The sequence below is a fragment of the Marinobacter sp. AL4B genome (assembly GCF_019916045.1).
GTDB lineage: Bacteria > Pseudomonadota > Gammaproteobacteria > Pseudomonadales > Oleiphilaceae > Marinobacter.
Window position 1 is genome coordinate 37,849 of the sequence record NZ_JAILWZ010000012.1, and the last position, 21,195, is coordinate 59,043.

Genomic DNA, 21,195 nt, shown 5'->3' on the forward strand with positions numbered 1-21,195 from the left:
GTGGCCGGAAAACATGACACCCAAAGACCTTCCGGCCAACCAAGGTGTCATGTGTTCTAGGCTATACTGCGGCGACCAGGCCACCTACTCGTTATAGGGAACTATTCGCATGCACCAGCTGTCGGAACTGGACGCTTCGTTTCTGTACCTTGAATCAGAAACCACCCCAATGCACATTGGAGGCGTTTATCTTTTTGATGCCAGCAGCCTGGAAACGCCTGTCTCCTACGCCACCTTTATCAAATTTATTTGCAGCCGGTTGCACGTTTCGCCGATGTTTCGGCAGAAACTCAAAGAAATTCCGTTTCGGCTCGGGCGCCCCTACTGGGTAGACGATACCGAATTCACCATCGAGCGCCACCTGGCTTACGTATCCCTTGGAGAGAGCGGCAAACAACCCTGCGTCAATGCCCTTGCTGCCAAGATTCTCGAAGAACCGCTCAAACGGGACCGCCCCCTTTGGCACATCACTTTTGTGGATGGCTTCAAACTGGACACACCTCAGGGCGACAGAGACGGCTTCGCCCTGATCGTTAAGCTACACCATGCCTCCATCGATGCTTTCAGCGGTGAAGAAATCATGGGCAAGCTGCTGGAATATTCTCCGACCCCCCGAGCCATTAACCCGCCGCGCCCATGGCAACCCCGATCAGAGCCTTCAGAAGAGCGCGTTTTTCTGCAGGCCGGGGCAAATATGTTGAAAGCGCCAATGCAGTTCGCATCGCTGGCCTACAACACCGCCGAAGCAGCCACGCGCGGAATCGTTCAAAAGCAGATCCACAGACTCCCCCTGCCAGCATCACTCTTTACCGCACCGCATTGCCCGTTCAACCGGCAGATCACCGGCAATCGGTCTATTGTGTCTGCCACAGTGGACCTAGCTCGATTAAAGACAATCAAAGCGCAGTTGGGCGATGTCACACTAAACGATGTGGTGCTTGGCGTCTGTGCAGAAGCACTGAACAGATACCTGGTTACCCAAGGCACGAAAACCACCACGCCTCTGGTAGCAATGACCCCGATTTCGGTGCGGTCCAGCAGCCTGCGCCACGCCACGGGTAATCAAATGTCTGCGATGCTGTTGAATCTCGCGACAAATGAATCCGACCCGGCCCTAAGGATCCGTCACATCCATCGCAATGCGGTTGAAACCGAACCTTACCGGGAAGCCATTGCCGCAGAACGCTTGACTGAATTACTTCCGTCCACATTACTGGCGCTGTCCGCACGGCTTTATTCGGAACTTCGAGTCGCCCGTAGCAACCAGCCGCTGTTCAACCTGCCAATAACCAACGTACCCGGGCCGCAAATCCCCCTGTACCTGCAAGGCGCCAAGCTGGTGCAGCAGTACAACACTGCCCCCCTGTTCGACAGCATGGGGCTCGTTATTGTAGCCGTCAGCTATGAGGGGATGTTAACGCTCAACTTCACCTTATGCCCGGATGTAGTCCGCGATGGCGAGAGTCTGGAAGGTTTGGTGCACGACAGTCTTGAAGCGATTGAAATGCGGGCGGAAGCCGCTGGAGAAGCGGTTATTGACCAACTCGGGGGCACAAACCCGAAAACCTTATCGACTGAAATATACAGCTACCTGGAAGGCTTACTAAAAAAGCGTCCTCTGCGTTTTAGGCGCTAGCCCATTTGGCTAGCGCCAATATGCGAGCTACTCGAACGCCCAGCGAAGGAAGGTTTTCTTCTCCTCGTCTGTCGCTTCACCCCATAAACGCTTCATCTTTTCAAGTGTATTGCCAGCGCCGGCATCGTAGCCGCTTTCCCCTCCGGCAAACACGGGGGTGCGCGCTTCGGCACGACCTTGCCAAACAGATGCGTTCGCTACTGAATCACCATCGACACTCACAACAGTTGCAGAGAAGTCTTGGCTAAATGCCTCGGCTTCACGGCGGCTGGCAGGCTTTTCAAACGAGAACTGATAGGTCATACCCGGCTCTGCATCAAAACGCACCACTTGGGGCTCGGTTTTGATGACATGAACTTTTGACTCGCCATTTTCAACAATGCCCGACTTAGCCCAAATGGTCTTATAGGTGAACACCACTTCATTGCCGCCTGGCAGCAGCCCGTAATCCAACGCTAAATCGTCCATAAGGAAATTGGTCATGGCTTTCCCATTGACCTCGGTCACCTGAATGGTTCCCGGCGCTTTTAGCACGGCAGGCTCGGTTGCGGCCGGCAAACTGCCCTCCCAGGTATCGATTCTGGACAAGGAAGATGCACACCCTGCAACCAGCACAGTCAAAATAGCCAGCACTAATTTGTAAAAACCACCAACGTGACACATACTCATTTACACATCCTTTTTATGAAAAAATTTGAATTCGGCCGCATTTGAGCTAATTCTAAACAGGATACGCCAAACACTTCGATGCCCGAACCCCAACATAGCAGAAGGAGGATATATGGATACTCAACAGCGGGCCGGCGAAAATTCTCCCCCTCCCTTTCGTAGCAGTCGCTTCTTCTGTGTCGGGGGCAAATGGTACTTCACCACCCGTGAAGGTTTCGACAGCGGCCCCTTTGCCTCAAAAGAACGCGCCGAGATTGGCCTGAGACGCTTTCTTCACGTCGTTAAGCTATTACCCGAAGAACAGCTTCACTAAAAACACATTCTGCCATACTGCTAATGTAATGCCTCTCACACCATGAATGGCATTATCCAATGGTCAATTGCGGCAAGGCAGCCTAGTGCCATAAAACCCGCAACCACATCATCAAACATAATACCCATCCCACCGGGCATACGAGCATCCAGCCAACTGATCGGCCAAGGTTTGAGCACGTCAAACAGCCGGAACAACATAAACGCCATCAACACACCGTAAATCTGATCCGGAAACAGACCAAGAGCGATCCACATGCCCACAAATTCGTCCCAGACGATGCCACCGTGATCGTGTACCTTCAAATCGTCAGCGGTTTTGCCGCACAACCAGATACCGACAACAAAGGCTGCTAAGACAATCAGCCAGTACGCAATCGGAGGCACCCACGCAAAGGCGTACCACAATGGTATAGCAGCAAGGCTTCCCCAAGTACCAGGAGCCTTAGGCGCAGCCCCGCTGCCAAACCCGAAAGCCAGCAAATGCACCGGATTGCGAAGAAAACCCGGGGGTAGAATGGCTTTTACGTTGTCCGGCTCTTGCATCACGTTGTTATCCGTCAATCAGACCTCCTAAAATGATCAAACCCTTGGTGGGAGCCAGCATGCTCGGTATTGACCACTCTTAAACCGGGTTCAGAATGTATATGGCCAATAGTGATGAGCTGCTCACGAACATGCAAATCCAGCGCCGCCCGCCGGTGCTCGGCAATGGTCAGACACAACTGATAGTCATCACCCGCGCTTAATGCATAGGTTAGCGCCTCACTTCCCTTCAGGGCCACCAACGCATCCGATAATGGAATTTTTTCAGCATCGAGTTCAGCACCTACTCCGGACGCGTCCAGAATATGCTGCAAATCAGAGAGCAAGCCATCTGAAATATCGATAGCGGCGGAAGCCTTTCCAACCAACGCTCTACCCAGTTCCAAACGGGGCTCAGGATGATGGTAACGCGTAAGCACTGCCTGCTCGTTGCCTGTCGGAGCGGATAGCGCCAAAAAGTCCAGAGCAGCACCCGCATCACCTAATGGTCCGGTCACACACACAACATCACCTGCACGCGCGCCAGAACGATGCAGCGCCATGCCGTGCGGAACCGTGCCATGAACTTGAAGCGTAAGCGTTAGCGGGCCTCGCGTGGTGTCTCCGCCCGCAAGTGCGATGCCAAACGCATCACTCGCCCGAGCCAATCCACGGGAGTAGCCCGCCAGCCATTCCGGTTCAGCACTGGGTAACGCGAGCGCCAGCGTAAAACAGACAGGCTGGGCACCCATCGCAGCCAAGTCACTGACTGCTACGGCTAACGAACGCCAACCAAGGTATTCAGGGGGATAATTCGGAGGGAAGTGAACACCCTCCACAAGAGTGTCCACCGAAAACACTAAATCCTGCCCCAGTGGGACGCGTTGAATCGCGCAATCGTCACCGGGGCCAAGAATGAGCTGCCCCTGCCGTGCGTTATCAGCCAGGGGCTGAAAATACTGACGGATCAGCTCAAATTCGCCCATGGATCAGCGCGGACGGGTTTCAGCCAGCCGCAAGCGGCGGCTGAGTTTGTCCAGAATACTGTTCACGAACTTGTGCCCTTCGGTGCCGCCAAAACGCTTGGCCATTTCGACACCTTCGTTGATCACCACTTTATAGGGCACATCAATGCGGTACTTCAATTCATAAGCACCTAGGCGAACGATAGCCATCTCAACCGCGTCCACTTCTTTCATAGGGCGATCCAGGAACGGCTCCACAAGCCGGTCCAGTTCCGCCTGCTCGCGGTGCACACCCCTTAAAATGTCCCGGAAATACATGATATCCACTTTGCTCATGTCATTATCGACCATGAACTCGGCTTCAATATCCGAAATAGGGGTTTTGCTAAAATGCCGCTGGTACAACCCCTGCATTGCTAGTGCCCGGGCACGGCGACGGTCGCCGGCCTTGGGCTTATTCGTATTCCCCGGTTGGGGACTGCTATCGCCTGCTTCGCTCATTACTCACCCAACTTCTTGAACAAACTGACCATTTCCAGGGCAGTAATTGCTGCTTCCGCACCTTTGTTGCCAGCCTTCGTTCCTGAACGCTCAATTGCCTGTTCGATGGAATCCACGGTTAGTACCCCAAAGGTCACTGGCACGTCGGTTTCCAGGCTGACGGCACCCAAGCCACTGGACGCTTCACCAGCCACATATTCAAAGTGCGGCGTGCCACCACGGATGACAGCACCCAGCGCGATAATGGCATCGTAGTCAGAGGTTTCTGCTACGCGCTTAACCGCCAGCGGCATTTCATAAGCACCTGGTACGCGAATCACGGTGATATCGCTCTCGGCAATACCGTGACGACGCAGAGTGTCGATCGCGCCTTCCACCAGGCTTTCAACCACAAAACCGTTAAACCGGCCAACCACCAGCGCATAACGTCCGCTGCACTGGGTAAAATCACCTTCAATTACTTTGATATCTGCCATCTCGGGCTCCTTCGCGAGCTGCAGCACGTTCAAGCTGCAGCCAGATTTATCATTCGGGGGTATAAGGTACGTATTCCACAACTTCCAGGTCGAAACCGGAGATAGCCGAGAATTTAACGGGTGGGCTCAGCAAGCGCATTTTGCAAACACCAATGTCACGCAGAATTTGAGAGCCGGTACCTACGGTAAAGTACACACCGGAGCTGCCCTTGCCTGACGACTCACGACCTTCGTCAAAAAACTCCTGCATGCGATCTTCCAGATTACGGCTGTCTTCTGCACTGTTCAAAAGTACAACCACACCTTTGCCCTCATTGGCGACCTTCTCCAAGGCATGGTGCAACGGCCAGCTTCGGGAATCCTTTCGGCGCGCGCCCAACAGATCTCGCAAAGTGTCCGTAATATGAACACGAACGTGCACCGGCTCCTCAGAGCTGATGTCACCCATCACCATCGCGAGGTGGGTTGATCCCTGAATATTGTCCCGGTAGGTGCGCAATTTAAAGACACCGTATTCGGTATCCAGATCATTCTCTTCCACGCACTCGACGGTTTTTTCATTCATGGTGCGGTAGTGGATCAAATCGGCAATGGTGCCAATCTTGAGATCGTGTTCTTCCGCAAACTTCTCGAGGTCTTCACGGCGAGCCATCGAGCCGTCGTCGTTCATGATTTCGCAGATAACACCTGCGGGTTCACTGCCGGCCAGAGATGCCAGGTCACAGGAAGCTTCCGTATGGCCGGCCCGGCTCAAGACCCCACCGGGATCAGACATCAACGGGAAAATGTGTCCCGGTTGAACCAAATCGGCGGCTTTTGCGTCCCGTGCTACGGCGGCCTGCACTGTGCGGGCTCGGTCCGCTGCCGAAATACCGGTGGTCACACCCTCACGGGCTTCAATCGACAAGGTAAATTTGGTGCCAAAGCCTGACGCATTCTGCTGAACCATCAGCGGCAAACCAAGCTGTTCACAACGCTGCCGGGTCATCGGCATGCAGATAAGGCCCCGGCCAAAACGCGCCATAAAGTTGATCGCTTCCGGCGTGCAATGTTCTGCAGCCATTACCAGATCACCCTCGTTTTCGCGGTCTTCGTCATCCATCAGGATGACCATCTTTCCCTGTCGAATATCTTCGATGATGTCTTCAATGCTGTTCAGTGCCATACGCTTCTGCACCCTGTCACCCCGGCCATTCGCAATAACGGCCAAGAGGAATGAATTGAATGATTAACTGCGGGCGAGGATCAACCGTTGATCCTCACCCACCTGACGGCGATCCAGCACCTTCCATTGCACTTTGTCTGCCATAACATCTATGGGTAAATGAGCCGTTGGCCGCCCCGTACTCCCTAAAAATACCGGGGCTTGGTACAGCCAAAGCTCATCCACTAAATTCTCACTGATAAAGGTCCCCGCTAACGTTGGCCCGGCCTCTACCAGCAATTCGTTAATGCCTTTCTCTCCGAGGGCGTCCAGTAGTTCGACCACGTTCACCCCGTTGTCTCGCCAAGCGACGCCGGCAATACTCACACCCAGCGCAGCCAAATCTTGCGCCGGCGGCGTTGGCCGAGTAGAACTGGCGCAGAACACCTGAACATTGCCGCCTCGAAGAATGCGGGCCGACGTTGGCGTTCGCGCATCACGATCAGCAATCACTCGCAGCGGCTGACGTGATGGTGCCGCCGCTTCCCCCAACTCACCCATATCATCAAGGCGCACGGTCAGCGACGGATCATCGGCCAATACAGTGCCCACCCCCGTGAGAATGGCATCGCTCATGGCCCGCAGGCGCTGCACATCGCGGCGCGCCTCAGGGCCCGTAATCCACTGACTCTCCCCAGACGCCATAGCCGTTCGACCATCCAGACTGGCAGCCATTTTCAATCGAACCCAAGGGCGACCGGTATTCATGCGCTTCATAAAACCCGGATTCAGGCGAGCGGCTTCTTCACTCAACACGCCTTCGGTAACCCTGATGCCCGAATCGCGCAGCATATCAAGACCCCGGCCAGAAACCGTCGGATTCGGATCTTTCGTTGCCACGAACACTTGAGCCACACCCGCCTCCATCAACGCCTTCGCGCATGGCGGCGTCCGACCATAATGACTGCACGGCTCCAAAGTCACGTAGGCCGTTGCGCCTCGCGCTTCCTGCCCGGCCTGGCTCAATGCGTGCACTTCGGCATGCGCCTCACCGGCACGCTCGTGCCAGCCTTCACCCACGATACGATTGCCTCTGGCAATCACGCATCCCACACGTGGATTTGGGTGAGTGGAGTAACGACCACGCCAAGCCAACTGGATAGCCCGTGCCATCATTGCCCTGTCGCGGTCTGAAATCATGCCTTACCTTTCCCTGTAGGGGTTTCGGCCAACGCGCGCGCCACATCTGCGGCGTCGCCGTTGCCTTGGGACAAACGCTCAATCTCTTCTTTGAACTCGTTAATGTCCTGAAAACTGCGATAAACCGAGGCAAAACGAACGTACGCCACTTTATCCAGCTGGCGCAGCTCGGTCATCACCTCTTCGCCCAACTGCATCGATTTCACTTCACGCTCACCCGTCGCTCTCAGGCGGTACTTAATTCTGTTTAGCGCCGCCTCGATCGATTCAATACTGACCGGGCGTTTTTCCAGAGCTTTCATCAAACCAGCCCGCAACTTTTCTTCATCGAAAGGCTGTCGGGTACCGTCTTGCTTGACTACCCGCGGCATCACTAACTCAGCCGTTTCAAACGTGGTAAACCGCTCGCGGCAGGACAAGCACTCCCTGCGGCGGCGCACCTGATCGCCTTCGGCCACCAGACGCGAATCAATCACCTTGGTATCGGCTTCACCACAGAAAGGACAATGCATAGTTCAAACGCTCCGGAAAAAGGACCCGGGAAACCCTTCAGGGGCGCCCGGGCGGACTCACACAGTGCAAATCAAGCGTAAACCGGGAAACGTGCGCACACTGCTTCAACCTGCTCACGCACACGGCTGATGGTGGCTTCGTCTTCAAGGTTGTCGAGGATGTCACACATCCAACCAGCCAAATCACGACACTCCTGCTCACCGAAGCCACGAGTGGTAACCGCCGGCGTACCTACACGCAGACCAGACGTCACGAACGGAGAACGTGGATCATTCGGAACCGCGTTCTTGTTCACGGTGATGTGGGCACGGCCCAACGCTGCGTCCGCATCTTTACCGGTGATATCTTGCTTGATCAGGCTAACCAGGAACAGATGGTTCTTGGTGCCGCCGGAGATCACATCGTAGCCGCGCTCGATGAACACGTCAGCCATGGCCACAGCGTTCTTCACAACTTGCTGCTGGTAGGCTTTAAATTCGTCGCTCATGGCTTCTTTGAAGCAGATGGCCTTAGCGGCAATCACGTGCATCAAAGGACCACCCTGACCACCCGGGAATACCGCAGAGTTCAGTTTTTTCTGCAGAGCTTCATCGTCACACGCCAGAATCAGGCCGCCACGAGGGCCGCGCAAGGTTTTGTGAGTGGTGGTGGTCACGACATGAGCGTGAGGAACCGGATCCGGGTAAACCCCCGCGGCAACCAGACCCGCTACGTGCGCCATATCCACGAACAGGTAAGCACCAACCTTGTCAGCAATCTCGCGGAAACGGGCGAAATCCAGTTCCTGAGAGTAAGCAGAGAAACCGGCAATGATCATTTTCGGCTTGTGCTCAACCGCCAGCGCTTCCACTTCGTCGTAATCAATCAGGCCAGTTTCCGGGTTCAGGCCGTACTGTACGGCGTTGTAGATCTTACCGGAGAAGTTCACGCTGGCCCCGTGTGTCAAGTGACCGCCGTGGGCAAGGCTCATACCCAGAACGGTATCGCCCGGCTGAACCAACGCCATGAACACAGCGGAGTTAGCCTGAGACCCGGAGTGAGGCTGCACGTTAGCGTATGCAGCACCGAACAGCTCTTTGGCACGATCGATCGCCAGCTGCTCAGCCACGTCCACAAACTCGCAACCACCATAGTAACGCTTACCCGGATAGCCTTCCGCGTACTTGTTGGTCAGCACACTGCCCTGGGCTTCCATCACTCGAGGACTGGTGTAGTTTTCGGACGCGATCAGTTCGATGTGCGCTTCCTGACGCTTTTCTTCCGCTTGCATGGCGTTCAACAGTTCGTCATCGAAACCGGCGATTTTCATATCACGATTAAACATGGAGTGCTGCCCCTGTCTGAATGGCTGGTCCGGCTTAACGTTGTGTATGCCGCAACCCCTGAAAAATTGGGCCGTCATTCTATCGCGAATGCGGGTCAAAAATCATCCTTTATACCGTCCGCAGATACCGACACGCCGGCAATCCCGGTTTCCACTCAATTGCTATCCCCGACCGGTTTCGATACCTTACCGAATCAAAACTACGCAGTCAGATCGGCCGTGGGTGCACACACGCTCCCCACGCGACCGACTCCAGAATTCATAAACCTATTTCTTACCAGAGGTTTCAGCCGATATGGCCCAGTACGTATACAGCATGAACCGCGTGGGCAAAGTGGTGCCACCCAAGCGGGAAATCCTGAAAGACATTTCTCTTAGCTTCTTCCCGGGCGCCAAAATTGGCGTGCTTGGCCTGAACGGTTCCGGTAAATCCACTCTGCTCCGTATTATGGCCGGCGTCGACCAGGATTACATCGGTGAGGCCCGCCCGCAGCCCGGCATCAATGTTGGCTACCTGCCGCAGGAACCCGAGCTGGACGAAGAGAAAACCGTCAAAGAAATTGTGGACGAATCGGTTTCTCACGTTCACAACGCCTTGGCCGAGCTTGATCAGGTGTACGCCGCGTACGCCGAGCCCGACGCCGATTTTGACGAACTGGCCAAGAAACAAGGCAAACTGGAAGCCATCATTCAGGCTACCGACGGCCACGATATCGAACGAAAAATGGAAGTCGCCGCCGACGCACTGCGCCTTCCGGCCTGGGATCAGAAAGTCAAGGTTCTATCGGGTGGTGAACGCCGCCGAGTAGCCCTGTGCCGCCTGCTGCTGTCCGGCCCGGACATGCTGCTTCTGGACGAGCCGACCAACCACCTGGACGCAGAATCCGTCGCCTGGCTGGAGCGCTTCCTGCACGATTACGAAGGTACCGTGGTTGCCATCACCCACGACCGTTACTTCCTCGACAACGTAGCAGGCTGGATTCTCGAGCTAGACCGTGGCCAGGGCATTCCGTTTGAAGGCAACTACAGCCAGTGGTTGGAAAACAAAGAAAAGCGTCTGGAGATGGAATCCAAACAGGAAGCCGCTCACCAGAAGGCCGTTAAGCAAGAGCTGGAATGGGTTCGCTCCAATGCCAAGGGCCGACAGTCCAAGAGTAAGGCCCGCTTGTCTCGCTTTGAGGAAATGAGCTCTCAAGAATTCCAGAAGCGTAACGAAACCAACGAACTGTACATCCCACCCGGACCGCGTCTGGGCGACAAGGTGATTGAAGTTGAAGGCATCAGCAAAGCGTTCGACGACCGCCTGTTGTATGAAGACGTTTCACTAACCGTACCCCCTGGTGCCATTGTAGGCATCATCGGTGGTAACGGCGCCGGTAAGTCCACGCTGTTCAAAATGATCGCCGGCATGGACCAGCCGAACTCCGGCACCATTACTGTGGGCGAAACTGTTGAACTGGCGTATGTCGATCAGATGCGCGATCTGGATGGCAGCAAAACCGTTTGGGAAGAACTTTCAGACGGCAACGACATCATCAAAGTCGGCAACTACGAGACCCCGTCTCGGGCCTACGTAGGACGCTTCAACTTCAAAGGCACCGACCAGCAAAAACGCGTGGGCGACCTATCCGGTGGTGAGCGTAACCGCCTGCACCTTGCCAAGCTGCTAAAACAGGGCGGCAACGTGTTGCTGTTGGACGAACCCACCAACGATCTCGACGTAGAAACCTTGCGTGCACTGGAAGAAGCGCTGCTGAACTTCCCGGGCTCTGCTTTGGTGATCTCGCACGACCGCTGGTTCCTGGACCGTGTGGCTACACACATCCTGGCGTTCGAAGATGACGGCGAAGTGGTGTATTTCGATGGCAACTTCACGGAATACGACGCCGACTTCAAGAAGCGCAAGGGCGATTCTGCCATGCAGCCTAAACGCATGAAGTACAAGAAGTTAGCGTAATGGCAAAAACCAAAACCGCGTATGTCTGCACCGAGTGCGGCGCTGATTACTCCAAATGGCAGGGCCAATGCACCGCCTGCCAAGCCTGGAATACCGTCAGCGAAGTACGCGGCATTTCCGGCAACAACGCCAAAGGCGCTCGAGGCATTCGCTTCGAGGGCTACGCGGGCAGTTTGTCGGAGGTCAAAAGCCTTGATGAGGTCAGTCTGGCCGAGCAAGCCCGTATCAGCACCGGTATGCAGGAATTTGACCGTGTGCTCGGTGGTGGCCTGATCGAAGGCTCAGCGGTGTTAATGGGCGGCCATCCCGGCGCTGGCAAAAGTACTCTGTTGCTTCAAGCCGTGTGTCAGCTCGCAGCCCAGCACCCCGCTCTGTACGTGACCGGCGAGGAATCGCTGCAACAAGTCGCCATGCGCGCCAAACGCCTCGGCTTGCCCACCAAAGACTTGAAAATGCTGTCGGAAACCAGCGTCGAGCGGGTCATGCAAGTGGCCGAAGCGGAAAAACCGCGCATTCTGGTGGTGGACAGTATTCAGGTGATGCACGTTGCCGACATCGAATCGGCACCGGGCTCTGTTTCGCAAGTACGAGAAAGCGCCGCTTACCTGACCCGTTTCGCTAAGCAGACCGGCACCATTCTGTTTCTGGTAGGTCACGTCACCAAAGACGGCAGCCTGGCCGGCCCGAAAGTACTTGAACACATGATCGACTGCTCGATCCTGTTGGAAGGCTCAAGCGACAGCCGTTACCGCACTCTGCGGGGCATCAAGAACCGATTCGGCGCGGTGAACGAATTGGGCGTTTTCGCCATGCTGGAACAGGGCTTGAAAGAGGTGAAAAACCCCAGCGCCATCTTCCTGAATCGCGGCGAAGAGGCGGCTCCGGGCAGTGTGGTGATGGTCGTATGGGAAGGCACCCGCCCTATGCTGGTGGAGATCCAAGCATTGGTAGATATGGCCCAAGGCAGCTACCCAAGACGAGTTGCGGTTGGCTTGGACCAAAATCGACTGGCGATGCTGCTGGCAGTTCTGCACCGCCATGGTGGCATGCATGTGGCGGATCAGGATGTGTTCGTGAACGTGGTTGGCGGGGTGAAGGTGGCCGAAACCAGTGCGGATTTGGCATTGCTGGCTGCCGTTGTCTCGTCTTTCCGAAACCGCGCTCTGCCACAGGATTTGGTGATTTTCGGGGAAGTTGGCCTTTCAGGTGAAATTCGTCCAGTACCCAGTGGGCAGGAGCGGATTTACGAGGCATCCAAACATGGCTTCACCCGGGCACTGGTTCCAAAAGCTAATGCACCGCGTAAGCCTATCGAGGGGATGAAGGTTATTCCGGTGACCAAACTATCGGATGCACTTTCGGCATTGGAGGAGTTTTAACCTCGCTCCTAGCCTGCTGAGTTTCGTCCGAGGTTCGCACAGGGATAGCTTTCCAAAAACCGCTACGAGCACATCCATGTGCGCTTCTCTTCGGCCATCCATGGCCTACGACATTTTTGGAAAGCTATCCCTGCGCAAACCAACCTGACCTCGGAAATATACGCTCAAAAACATTCACCGAGCACCCACTAGTCAATTAGATGCGCCAACTCTCGCTCTAACAAATCCGGATCACCCAAATTCAACTCTACCAACCGTCGCAAATGCATCGCGCTTTCAATATCGATGTACTGGCACTTAAACCCCAGACGATGCCCTTCCACGTGCACCAGCTCCACCGCCATGACAATACCCGCCTCGTGACCGTTCAACTGCACAACAAGCTCACAGGGCTCACCTAAAGGAACACCCCAATCTTCTGGTCGCTCCACAAGCGCCCCTTTGAGTGATATATCCAACACCTCCGTTGACCACACCTGTTCCTGCCAATGCAGCTCACAGGGAGCGTCAAAGCTAATACGGTGGAAACGGCGATTTTCGGATTTTTGGGCAGCCAAGAGGTGTCTCCGAGTATTGAATAGTTCTGCTCTGACTATAGACCGGACACAAAGGGGAATCCATCCTACCGAATGGAGAGAAAACAAATCATTTATAAGCGGACAAAAATCGAGAGTTAAGAAGTGGCTTGGCGGGACGGCCTCCAAAAAATTTCGGAGGCCATGGATGGCCGAAGAGAAGCGCACATGGATGTGCTCGTAGCGTTTTTTTGGAGGCCGTCCCGCCGAGCCACTAACACCGAACTAGCAAGCTGGCGGACTACAACCTCCAAACCTCAATTACTGCTGATGGTACTTGCCACTTAGCTCAACGACAGCCTCAATGAACGCCCCAGCATGCTCCGGGTCCACTTCCGGTGTAATACCGTGACCCAGATTGAAGATGTGCCCGGTGCCCTGCCCGTAACGAGACAGAATATCTTCCACCTCTTCACGGATACGCTTCTTAGGCGCATACAACATCGTCGGATCCATATTGCCCTGAAGGGCTACTCGATCACCCACTCGTGCCCGAGCATTACCAATATCCGTAGTCCAATCCAGGCCCACAGCATCACAACCCGTATCGGCAATCGACTCCAGCCACTGGCCACCGTTCTTGGTAAACAGAATCACCGGCACACGGCGACCTTCGTTTTCACGGATCAACCCGTCGACAATCTTCTTCATGTAGCGCAGCGAGAACTCCTCATAGGCCCAACCACTCAGTACACCACCCCAAGTATCGAAGATCTGCACTGCTTGCGCGCCGGCTTTAATCTGGCCGTTCAGGTAGTCAATCACCGAATCAGCCAAGTGATCCAGCAAACGGTGCATCACTTCCGGCTGACCATAGGCCAGCTTCTTGGTTTCACGGAAGTCCTTGGAGGAACCGCCTTCAACCATGTAGGTGGCCAGTGTCCACGGGCTACCGGAGAAACCGATCAACGGAACGCGACCATTAAGTTCACGGCGAATGGTGGAGACCGCATTCATTACATAATCCAGATCAGACTCGGCCTTCATGTTCGGCAGTGCATCTACGTCGGCTTCAGAGCGGATCACTTTACGGAACTTGGGGCCTTCGCCCGTCTCGAAATACAGACCCAACCCCAACGCGTCCGGGATGGTCAGGATATCGGAGAACAAAATCGCCGCGTCCAACGGATAGCGCTCTAGTGGCTGCAGGGTTACTTCGCAGGCCAACGGCGTGTTCTTGCAAAGACTGAGGAAGTCACCCGCCTGGGCCCGGGTTGCACGGTACTCCGGCAGGTAACGGCCCGCCTGACGCATCATCCACACCGGGGTACGGTCCACAGGCTGCCGCATCAGGGCGCGCAAGAAGCGATCGTTCTTCAACTCAGTCATAGTTACAGTCTTCTCATCGTTTATGGGTCAGAGACAATGGGAGCCAATGATACCCCGTTTGCGCCAATAAAAAAGGACGGCTTTCCCCTAGGAAGCCGCCCTTCTGACACCAATCAAGATTTTACTCAGACATCCAGGTAGTCAAGAATGCCTTCTGCGGCCTGCCGGCCTTCCCAAATCGCAGTAACCACCAAGTCTGAACCACGAACCATATCACCACCGGCGAAGATCTTCGGGTTGCTGGTCTGGAACGGCAGCTCCGCTTCTTCTGGCGCGGTTACCCGACCGGAGTCATCGGTATTCACGCCAAGGTCCTCAAACCAGGGTGCCGGGCTCGGGCGGAAGCCGAAAGCGACCAGCACAGCATCGGCCGGAATCACTTCTTCACTGCCGGGGACCACTTCCGGGCGGCGACGTCCGTTTTCATCCGGCGCGCCAAGCTCCGTGGTTACCACTTTGACGCCTTCAACCTTGCCATCACCAACGATTTCTACTGGCTGACGATTGAACAGGAACTTCACACCCTCTTCTTTGGCATTGGACACCTCACGCCGAGAACCCGGCATGTTGGCCTCGTCCCGACGGTAGGCGCAGGTCACGCTTTCCGCCTGTTGACGAATCGAGGTGCGGTTGCAGTCCATGGCGGTGTCGCCACCACCCAGAACCACCACACGCTTGCCTTTCATATCAACAAAGTCGGCCGCTTTCTTTTCGAAGCCCAAACGACGATTAACGTTGGAGATCAGGTACGGAAGCGCATCGTGAACTCCGGGCAAATCCTCACCGGGGAAGCCGCCTTTCATGTAGGTGTAGGTGCCCATGCCCATGAACACGGCATCGAACTCTTCAAGAATGCTCTTCAACGAAACATCCTTGCCCACCTCGGTGTTTAGGCGGAATTCCATACCCATTTCTTCGAATACCTGACGACGGCGGGCCATGACGCCCTTTTCCAGCTTGAACTCTGGAATACCAAAGGTCAGCAGTCCACCGATTTCCGGGTAGATATCGAACACAACGGGCTTCACACCGTTGCGCACCAATACATCAGCACAACCAAGGCCGGCAGGACCAGCACCGATTACAGCAACCTTCTTATCTGTCCAGCTCACCTTGGACATGTCAGGCTTCCAGCCCAGCGCAAAGGCGGTGTCAGTGATGTACTTTTCCACCGAACCAATGGTCACCGCACCAAAACCGTCGTTCAGGGTGCAAGCGCCTTCGCACAAGCGGTCCTGAGGACATACGCGACCGCAGACTTCGGGCAGTGAGTTGGTCTGGTGACACAACTCTACGGCCTTCATGATGTTGCCTTCCGATACCAGCTTCAGCCAGTTCGGAATGTAGTTGTGCACCGGGCACTTCCACTCACAATATGGGTTACCGCACTCCAGACAACGGTGCGCCTGAGATCCCGCATGGGTTTCTGTAAACGGGTGATAAATCTCACCAAACTCTTTCTTCCGCTTTTTCGCCGGCACTTTCTTCGGGTCAACCCGCCCTACTTCGACGAACTGGAAGTCATTATGAAGTCGTTCTTTCATAGTGTTGCTCTCATACTTTCGATTTCGACGTAGGCTGCGCAAGCAGCGCAGCCCAACTCACAGTTTTCCCGGCGATTACTCCGGGCGGGCTCGAGTGCTGGCTAACAGGCTACGCAAATTTGCAGCCTTCGGTTTAACCAGCCAGAACCGATTGATGTAATCGTCGAAATCCTCCAGAAGATGTTCAGCCCAGGCACTTCCGGTTTCCGAAATGTGCTCCCGAATCACCCCGCGCAGGTGGTTCCGGTAGGCCTCCATGTCTTCCCGTGCAATACGCTGAATCTCAACCAACTCATGGTTGTACTTGTCGACAAAGGTGTTATCCATGTCCAGTACGTAGGCGAAACCACCGGTCATACCCGCACCGAAGTTGTAACCTGTTTCGCCCAGAACCGTCACCAAACCGCCGGTCATGTATTCACAGCAGTGATCGCCTGCGCCTTCCACAACCGCATGAGCGCCGGAATTACGAACCGCAAAGCGCTCGCCCGCTGTACCGGCAGCAAACAACTTGCCTCCGGTTGCGCCGTACAAACAGGTATTACCTACGATGGACGTTTCCTGGGTTTTGAAATCACTGCCACGAGGCGGCTTAACCACCAGCTTGCCACCGGTCATGCCTTTGCCCACGTAATCGTTGGCATCGCCGTGCAGGACCATGCTCAGGCCGCCGACGTTCCACACACCGAAACTCTGACCGGCCGTACCCGTCAGGTCGAGGGTGATCGGAGCGTCAGACATGCCTTTGTTCCCGTATCGAGCGGCGATTTCACCCGACAAACGGGCACCAATTGATCGGTCACAGTTGGTGACTTTGTAGGTCCAGGCGCCACCCGATTTTTCGTTAAGAGCGGCTGCCGTATCCTTCACAATCTGCTCAGCCAACTTACCTTGATCGAACGGCAGGTTCCGCTCTACCTGACAGGTCTGGGGCTTGTCTGCGGGGATAAGGTCGTTCTCCAGCAGGCGGGTCAGGTCAAGCTTCTTCTGGCGCTCGGTGTTACCCGGAAGGCGTTCGAGCAGATCCACGCGGCCCACCAGCTCCTCCATACTGCGAACACCCAGTTTGGCCATCCACTCGCGGGTTTCTTCAGCAACAAAGCGGAAGAAGTTCATCGCCATCTCGACGGTGCCCTTGAAGTGTTCTTCACGCAGGTAATCGTTCTGAGTCGCGACACCGGTCGCGCAGTTGTTCAGGTGACAAATACGCAGGTACTTACAACCCAGCGCGACCATTGGAGTGGTACCAAAGCCGAAGCTTTCCGCACCCAGAATGGCTGCTTTCACCACATCCAGACCGGTTTTGATTCCGCCGTCTGTTTGCAAACGAATCTTGCCCCGCAGATCGTTGGCTCGAAGAGCCTGCTGCGTTTCGGTCAAACCAAGCTCCCACGGAGAACCCGCATAACGAATCGAAGTCAACGGACTGGCCGCTGTACCGCCGTCGTAACCGGAAACCGTAATCAAATCGGCGTATGCCTTGGCCACACCCGCTGCAATGGTGCCGACACCCGGCTCGGATACCAGCTTCACCGACACCAACGCTTCGGGATTAACCTGCTTGAGATCAAAGATCAGCTGAGCCAAATCTTCAATCGAGTAGATGTCGTGGTGAGGCGGAGGCGAAATCAAGGTTACCCCCGGCACCGAGTAGCGCAAACGGGCAATCAGGTCGTTCACCTTGCCGCCCGGCAGCTGACCACCTTCACCCGGCTTGGCCCCCTGAGCAACTTTAATCTGCATAACGTCTGCGCTGCGCAGATACTCAGCAGTTACACCGAAACGACCGGAAGCCACCTGCTTGATCTTGGAACGCTTGTTCGTGCCGTAACGCGCAGGGTCTTCACCGCCCTCACCGGAGTTTGAGCGACCACCCAGGGTATTCATCGCCACCGCCAGAGCCTCGTGAGCTTCCGGAGACAGCGCCCCCAACGACATAGCAGCCGAGTCAAAACGCGGGAAGATGCTTTCCACAGGCTCGACGTCGGCAATATCGATCGCCTGAAGGCCTTCCTTGAACACCAGCAGATCACGCAACGTTGCTACTGGGCGCTCATTCACCAAACTTGCGTATTCCCGGTAATGACCGTAGTCACCACTGATCACCGCGTCTTGCAGCTTGCCCACTACATCCGGGTTGAAAGCATGGTATTCCTGACCATGGATATATTTCAGCACACCACCAGGCGAAAGTGGCTTACGAGGCTTCCATGCCACAGAAGCAAGCAGCTCCTGATCTTGCTGGAAATCACCGAAATCAGCACCCTGAATACGGCTAGGCACACCTCTGAAGCACAGATCCACCACGTTATCTGCCAGACCAATCGCCTCAAACAACTGGGCACCGCGGTAAGACACAATGGTGGAAATCCCCATCTTAGACAGGATTTTCAGCAGGCCTTTGTTGATGCCTTTACGATAATTGTTCTTCGCTTCGACCGGATCCATCATCAGCTCACCGGTGCGAATCAGATCGTTCATGACCTGATAGGCCAAGTACGGGTATACAGCTGTCGCGCCAAAGCCAAACAATACGGCGAAATGATGCGGGTCGCGTACCCAACCGCTTTCAACAATGAGGTTGGTATCGCAACGCAAGCCGTTCGCTGACAGGTGGTGATGAACCGCGGCGGTAGCCATCAGAGCGTTCACCGGAAGTTCACCTTCTACCAGATCCTTATCGCTCAGAATCAGCAGTACTTTGCCATCACGAACCGCCGCAGCGGATTCTTCGCATACGCGAATGATGGCCTGTTCCAAGCCTTCTTCCGGGCGGTAGCTCAAAGCCACCCGACCTACTTCAAAACCGGGGCGCTGGTTATTGGTTAGTCTGAGGAACTTAGCCGGCGACAGTACCGGCGTTGTCAAAATAATCCGATCGGCGTGTTCAGCCGTTTCTTCAAAGACGTTTCGCTCAGCGCCCAAACAGGTTTCGAGCGACATCACGATCGTTTCACGCAATGGGTCGATCGGCGGATTGGTAACCTGCGCGAATTTCTGGCGGAAGTAATCCGCTACGTGCCGCACCTTGCTTGAAAGCACCGCCATCGGCGTGTCGTCGCCCATAGAGCCAACGGCTTCCTGAGCCCCCTCAGCCAGAGGGCGAAGCACCTGATCACGCTCCTCAAAGGAGACGTTAAACATCTTCTGCTGCACCAACAGCTCATCCGGCTCCATCACCTTGAATTCCGGAGTCTCTTGGTAAAGTGTGGATTCCACACGCAGAGCGTTTTCTTTCAACCAACGCCGATACGGCTGTGCGCTTTTAAGTCGCTCGTCGATATCCGCTGTGTGCAGAACTTCGCCGGTTTCGGTATCGATGGCCAGCATTTGGCCCGGACCAACCCGGCCTTTAGCAACAACGTCCGACGGCGAGTAATCGTAAGTACCCACTTCCGACGCCAAAGTGATGAAATCATCCTTGGTGACCACCCAACGCGCCGGGCGCAAACCATTCCGATCCAACATACAAAGCGCGTAACGGCCGTCAGACATAACCAGGCCCGCAGGACCATCCCATGGTTCCATGTGCATGGAGTTGTACTCATAGAAAGCACGCAGATCCGAATCCATGGTATCAACGTTCTGCCAGGCAGGCGGAATCATCATGCGTACGGCACGGAACAGATCAACACCACCGGCCAGCAGGATTTCCAACATATTATCCATGCTGGAGGAGTCTGAGCCAGTCAGGTTGACCAACGGCTGCAAGGTTTGCAGGTCCGGCAGATCTGGCGAACTGAATTTCGCCGCACGGGCTATCGCCCAGTTCCGGTTGCCGTCAACGGTGTTGATTTCACCGTTGTGAGCAAGATAGCGGAACGGTTGGGCCAGTGGCCACTTGGGCATGGTGTTGGTAGAAAAACGCTGATGGAATACACAAATAGCGGTTTCCAGATCGGGGTCGCCCAAATCTTTGTAGAAGTTGGCCAAATCGGCCGGCATCATCAGGCCCTTATAGGCCAAGGTACGATGCGAAAGGCTGCAGATGTAGAACTCGGAATCCTCAGCCATATCGCGTTCGGCATAACGACGACCAAGGAAAAGACTGATCGCAAACTCTTTCTCTGTTTTATCTCCGGGCTCAACAAACACCTGTTCGATGCGAGGCAAACAATCTTTTGCCATCGGGCCCAGACAGCTGTCATCAACGGGCACTTCGCGCCACCCCATGATGTCGAGTCCTTGCTCGGTCAGCCTTTGCTCAATCGCAGCGCGACCGGCCGCAGCTTTGCCGCCCTCTTGAGCTAAAAAAACCTGGCCAACTGCAAATAAGTCGCCAGGTTTTTTTCCAAACGCTGCTTCAGCAGCTTTGACCAAGAAGGCCTTAGGGCTCTGCAACAGCAGACCACAACCATCACCGGTCTTCCCGTCGGCAGCGATGCCTCCCCGGTGCGTCATGCAGGTGAGTGATTCGATAGCTGTTTCCAACAACTTATGGCTAACCTCGCCCTTCATGTGGGCTATCAGGCCAAAACCGCAGTTGTCCCTGAATTCATCGGGATGATACAAGCCTGTCGTCATAAGCGTTCTCTCACGTAAAAGTCGTTCCCGCCAGCCCATCTCGCACCACCGTAGTGCACAAAATGAGCTGACACTTTAAAAAAGGGGGAAGGGATTATACGTATGAAAAAAAAGCAGGCAAGAACTTTTTAAATTTTCCGTCACGCCGGAGAAAAGCGTGCACCACATGGGTGCACGCCTAGGAATTCAGAAGCTCTCGAAGGAGCGAATCCAGGGCCTATCTACCTTTAATGCATCAGGAAGGGTCGCCGCGGCAGATTTCGCTTCGTTTTTGCTCGCATAGGTTCCGTACACCAACATAAACCACGGTTTTCCGTCACGCTCGCCGACGGTATAACGCATTTTTGGGTCACCCGGCAGCCGGCCGATCACGTTTAGGACGGTTTGCTCCAAGCGTCCAGCCACGAGCTGAAGGGTCCAACCCTGGCTTTTTTGAAGGCGCTCCAACGCCACAAACCGCTCCGCCATCTTTGGGGTAAAGGTTGCCTCTGGCTCTGGCTCTGGCTCTGGCTCTGGCTCTGGCTCTGGCTCTGGCTCTGGCTCTGGCTCTGGCTCTGGCTCTGGCTCTGGCTCTGGCTCTGGCTCTGGCTCTGGCTCTGGCTCTGGCTCTGGCTCTGGCTCT

The 21,195-nt window shown here is 55.2% G+C and carries 18 protein-coding genes; 4 read left to right on the forward strand and 14 right to left on the reverse strand.

What is annotated here, in order from left to right; translation table 11 throughout:
- Positions 1 to 109 precede the first annotated feature (109 nt).
- The gene (locus K5L82_RS10165; RefSeq protein ID WP_223134066.1) at positions 110 to 1,636 is read left to right on the forward strand and encodes a WS/DGAT/MGAT family O-acyltransferase; all 1,527 of its coding nucleotides are present in this window, start codon (positions 110 to 112) and stop codon (positions 1,634 to 1,636) included.
- A gap of 27 nt (positions 1,637 to 1,663) precedes the next feature.
- Here the strand turns inward: K5L82_RS10165 and K5L82_RS10170 are convergent, their stop codons facing one another.
- A complete protein-coding gene (locus tag K5L82_RS10170; protein ID WP_223134067.1) occupies positions 1,664 to 2,305 on the reverse strand; it encodes a DUF2057 family protein in 642 nt (213 codons plus the stop codon).
- Between the two features lie 112 nt (positions 2,306 to 2,417).
- Here K5L82_RS10170 and K5L82_RS10175 point away from each other — a divergent pair, with 112 nt between their 5' ends.
- Positions 2,418 to 2,618 carry a DUF6316 family protein gene (locus tag K5L82_RS10175; RefSeq protein WP_223134068.1) on the forward strand — a complete coding sequence of 67 codons (201 nt, stop codon included), beginning with the start codon at positions 2,418 to 2,420 and terminating at the stop codon, positions 2,616 to 2,618.
- A gap of 35 nt (positions 2,619 to 2,653) precedes the next feature.
- Here the strand turns inward: K5L82_RS10175 and K5L82_RS10180 are convergent, their stop codons facing one another.
- The 8 genes from K5L82_RS10180 to glyA all read right to left on the reverse strand — a co-directional run bounded on the left by K5L82_RS10180 (position 2,654) and on the right by glyA (position 9,265).
- Positions 2,654 to 3,163 carry a phosphatidylglycerophosphatase A gene (locus tag K5L82_RS10180; protein ID WP_223134081.1) on the reverse strand — a complete coding sequence of 170 codons (510 nt, stop codon included), beginning with the start codon at positions 3,161 to 3,163 and terminating at the stop codon, positions 2,654 to 2,656.
- 14 nt (positions 3,164 to 3,177) lie between these two features.
- A complete protein-coding gene (gene thiL, locus K5L82_RS10185; RefSeq protein WP_223134069.1) occupies positions 3,178 to 4,128 on the reverse strand; it encodes a thiamine-phosphate kinase in 951 nt (316 codons plus the stop codon).
- Positions 4,129 to 4,131: 3 nt separating this feature from the next.
- Complete coding sequence (nusB, locus tag K5L82_RS10190; protein WP_133006464.1) at positions 4,132 to 4,608, reverse strand: transcription antitermination factor NusB; 477 nt, start codon at positions 4,606 to 4,608, stop codon at positions 4,132 to 4,134.
- Positions 4,608 to 5,084 carry a 6,7-dimethyl-8-ribityllumazine synthase gene (gene ribE / locus K5L82_RS10195; RefSeq protein ID WP_133006465.1) on the reverse strand — a complete coding sequence of 159 codons (477 nt, stop codon included), beginning with the start codon at positions 5,082 to 5,084 and terminating at the stop codon, positions 4,608 to 4,610. The genes nusB and ribE overlap by 1 nt, the downstream gene beginning before the upstream one ends.
- Positions 5,085 to 5,133: 49 nt before the next feature.
- Entirely contained in the window at positions 5,134 to 6,249 is a 1,116-nt protein-coding gene (gene ribBA / locus K5L82_RS10200; RefSeq protein WP_133006466.1) for a bifunctional 3,4-dihydroxy-2-butanone-4-phosphate synthase/GTP cyclohydrolase II, read from the reverse strand.
- A 63-nt stretch (positions 6,250 to 6,312) separates the two neighbouring features.
- Entirely contained in the window at positions 6,313 to 7,428 is a 1,116-nt protein-coding gene (ribD, locus tag K5L82_RS10205; RefSeq protein WP_223134070.1) for a bifunctional diaminohydroxyphosphoribosylaminopyrimidine deaminase/5-amino-6-(5-phosphoribosylamino)uracil reductase RibD, read from the reverse strand.
- Positions 7,425 to 7,940 carry a transcriptional regulator NrdR gene (gene nrdR / locus K5L82_RS10210; RefSeq protein WP_133006468.1) on the reverse strand — a complete coding sequence of 172 codons (516 nt, stop codon included), beginning with the start codon at positions 7,938 to 7,940 and terminating at the stop codon, positions 7,425 to 7,427. The genes ribD and nrdR overlap by 4 nt, the downstream gene beginning before the upstream one ends.
- 71 nt (positions 7,941 to 8,011) lie before the next feature.
- Positions 8,012 to 9,265, reverse strand: coding sequence for a serine hydroxymethyltransferase (glyA, locus tag K5L82_RS10215; protein ID WP_133006469.1), 1,254 nt, complete (start codon positions 9,263 to 9,265; stop codon positions 8,012 to 8,014).
- 295 nt (positions 9,266 to 9,560) lie between these two features.
- Between glyA and ettA the strand changes: the two genes are divergently transcribed.
- The gene (ettA, locus tag K5L82_RS10220; RefSeq protein WP_223134071.1) at positions 9,561 to 11,222 is read left to right on the forward strand and encodes an energy-dependent translational throttle protein EttA; all 1,662 of its coding nucleotides are present in this window, start codon (positions 9,561 to 9,563) and stop codon (positions 11,220 to 11,222) included.
- Entirely contained in the window at positions 11,222 to 12,601 is a 1,380-nt protein-coding gene (gene radA, locus K5L82_RS10225; RefSeq protein WP_133006471.1) for a DNA repair protein RadA, read from the forward strand. Before ettA ends, radA begins: the two co-directional genes overlap by 1 nt.
- A gap of 188 nt (positions 12,602 to 12,789) precedes the next feature.
- On the opposite strand, the gene K5L82_RS10230 is transcribed toward radA, so the two are convergent.
- The 5 genes from K5L82_RS10230 to K5L82_RS10250 all read right to left on the reverse strand — a co-directional run.
- Entirely contained in the window at positions 12,790 to 13,158 is a 369-nt protein-coding gene (locus K5L82_RS10230) for a PilZ domain-containing protein (protein WP_223134072.1), read from the reverse strand.
- A 279-nt stretch (positions 13,159 to 13,437) separates the two neighbouring features.
- Positions 13,438 to 14,505, reverse strand: coding sequence for a uroporphyrinogen decarboxylase (gene hemE / locus K5L82_RS10235; protein WP_223134073.1), 1,068 nt, complete (start codon positions 14,503 to 14,505; stop codon positions 13,438 to 13,440).
- 125 nt (positions 14,506 to 14,630) lie between these two features.
- Positions 14,631 to 16,049 carry an FAD-dependent oxidoreductase gene (locus K5L82_RS10240; protein ID WP_223134074.1) on the reverse strand — a complete coding sequence of 473 codons (1,419 nt, stop codon included), beginning with the start codon at positions 16,047 to 16,049 and terminating at the stop codon, positions 14,631 to 14,633.
- 75 nt (positions 16,050 to 16,124) lie between these two features.
- Positions 16,125 to 20,573 carry a glutamate synthase large subunit gene (gene gltB / locus K5L82_RS10245; protein WP_223134075.1) on the reverse strand — a complete coding sequence of 1,483 codons (4,449 nt, stop codon included), beginning with the start codon at positions 20,571 to 20,573 and terminating at the stop codon, positions 16,125 to 16,127.
- A gap of 186 nt (positions 20,574 to 20,759) precedes the next feature.
- Positions 20,760 to 21,195: SPOR domain-containing protein (locus tag K5L82_RS10250; RefSeq protein ID WP_223134076.1), on the reverse strand; the 436-nt coding region annotated here is incomplete at its 5' end.

Excerpts from the sequence above, each read along its gene's own strand:
- K5L82_RS10165 (WP_223134066.1), top strand. The coding sequence starts at position 110 with ATGCACCAGCTGTCGGAACTGGACGCTTCGTTTCTGTACCTTGAATCA.
- K5L82_RS10170 (WP_223134067.1), bottom strand. The coding sequence starts at position 2,305 with ATGAGTATGTGTCACGTTGGTGGTTTTTACAAATTAGTGCTGGCTATT.
- K5L82_RS10175 (WP_223134068.1), top strand. The coding sequence starts at position 2,418 with ATGGATACTCAACAGCGGGCCGGCGAAAATTCTCCCCCTCCCTTTCGT.
- K5L82_RS10180 (WP_223134081.1), bottom strand. The coding sequence starts at position 3,163 with ATGCAAGAGCCGGACAACGTAAAAGCCATTCTACCCCCGGGTTTTCTT.
- thiL (WP_223134069.1), bottom strand. The coding sequence starts at position 4,128 with ATGGGCGAATTTGAGCTGATCCGTCAGTATTTTCAGCCCCTGGCTGAT.
- nusB (WP_133006464.1), bottom strand. The coding sequence starts at position 4,608 with ATGAGCGAAGCAGGCGATAGCAGTCCCCAACCGGGGAATACGAATAAG.
- ribE (WP_133006465.1), bottom strand. The coding sequence starts at position 5,084 with ATGGCAGATATCAAAGTAATTGAAGGTGATTTTACCCAGTGCAGCGGA.
- ribBA (WP_133006466.1), bottom strand. The coding sequence starts at position 6,249 with ATGGCACTGAACAGCATTGAAGACATCATCGAAGATATTCGACAGGGA.
- ribD (WP_223134070.1), bottom strand. The coding sequence starts at position 7,428 with ATGATTTCAGACCGCGACAGGGCAATGATGGCACGGGCTATCCAGTTG.
- nrdR (WP_133006468.1), bottom strand. The coding sequence starts at position 7,940 with ATGCATTGTCCTTTCTGTGGTGAAGCCGATACCAAGGTGATTGATTCG.
- glyA (WP_133006469.1), bottom strand. The coding sequence starts at position 9,265 with ATGTTTAATCGTGATATGAAAATCGCCGGTTTCGATGACGAACTGTTG.
- ettA (WP_223134071.1), top strand. The coding sequence starts at position 9,561 with ATGGCCCAGTACGTATACAGCATGAACCGCGTGGGCAAAGTGGTGCCA.
- radA (WP_133006471.1), top strand. The coding sequence starts at position 11,222 with ATGGCAAAAACCAAAACCGCGTATGTCTGCACCGAGTGCGGCGCTGAT.
- hemE (WP_223134073.1), bottom strand. The coding sequence starts at position 14,505 with ATGACTGAGTTGAAGAACGATCGCTTCTTGCGCGCCCTGATGCGGCAG.
- K5L82_RS10240 (WP_223134074.1), bottom strand. The coding sequence starts at position 16,049 with ATGAAAGAACGACTTCATAATGACTTCCAGTTCGTCGAAGTAGGGCGG.
- gltB (WP_223134075.1), bottom strand. The coding sequence starts at position 20,573 with ATGACGACAGGCTTGTATCATCCCGATGAATTCAGGGACAACTGCGGT.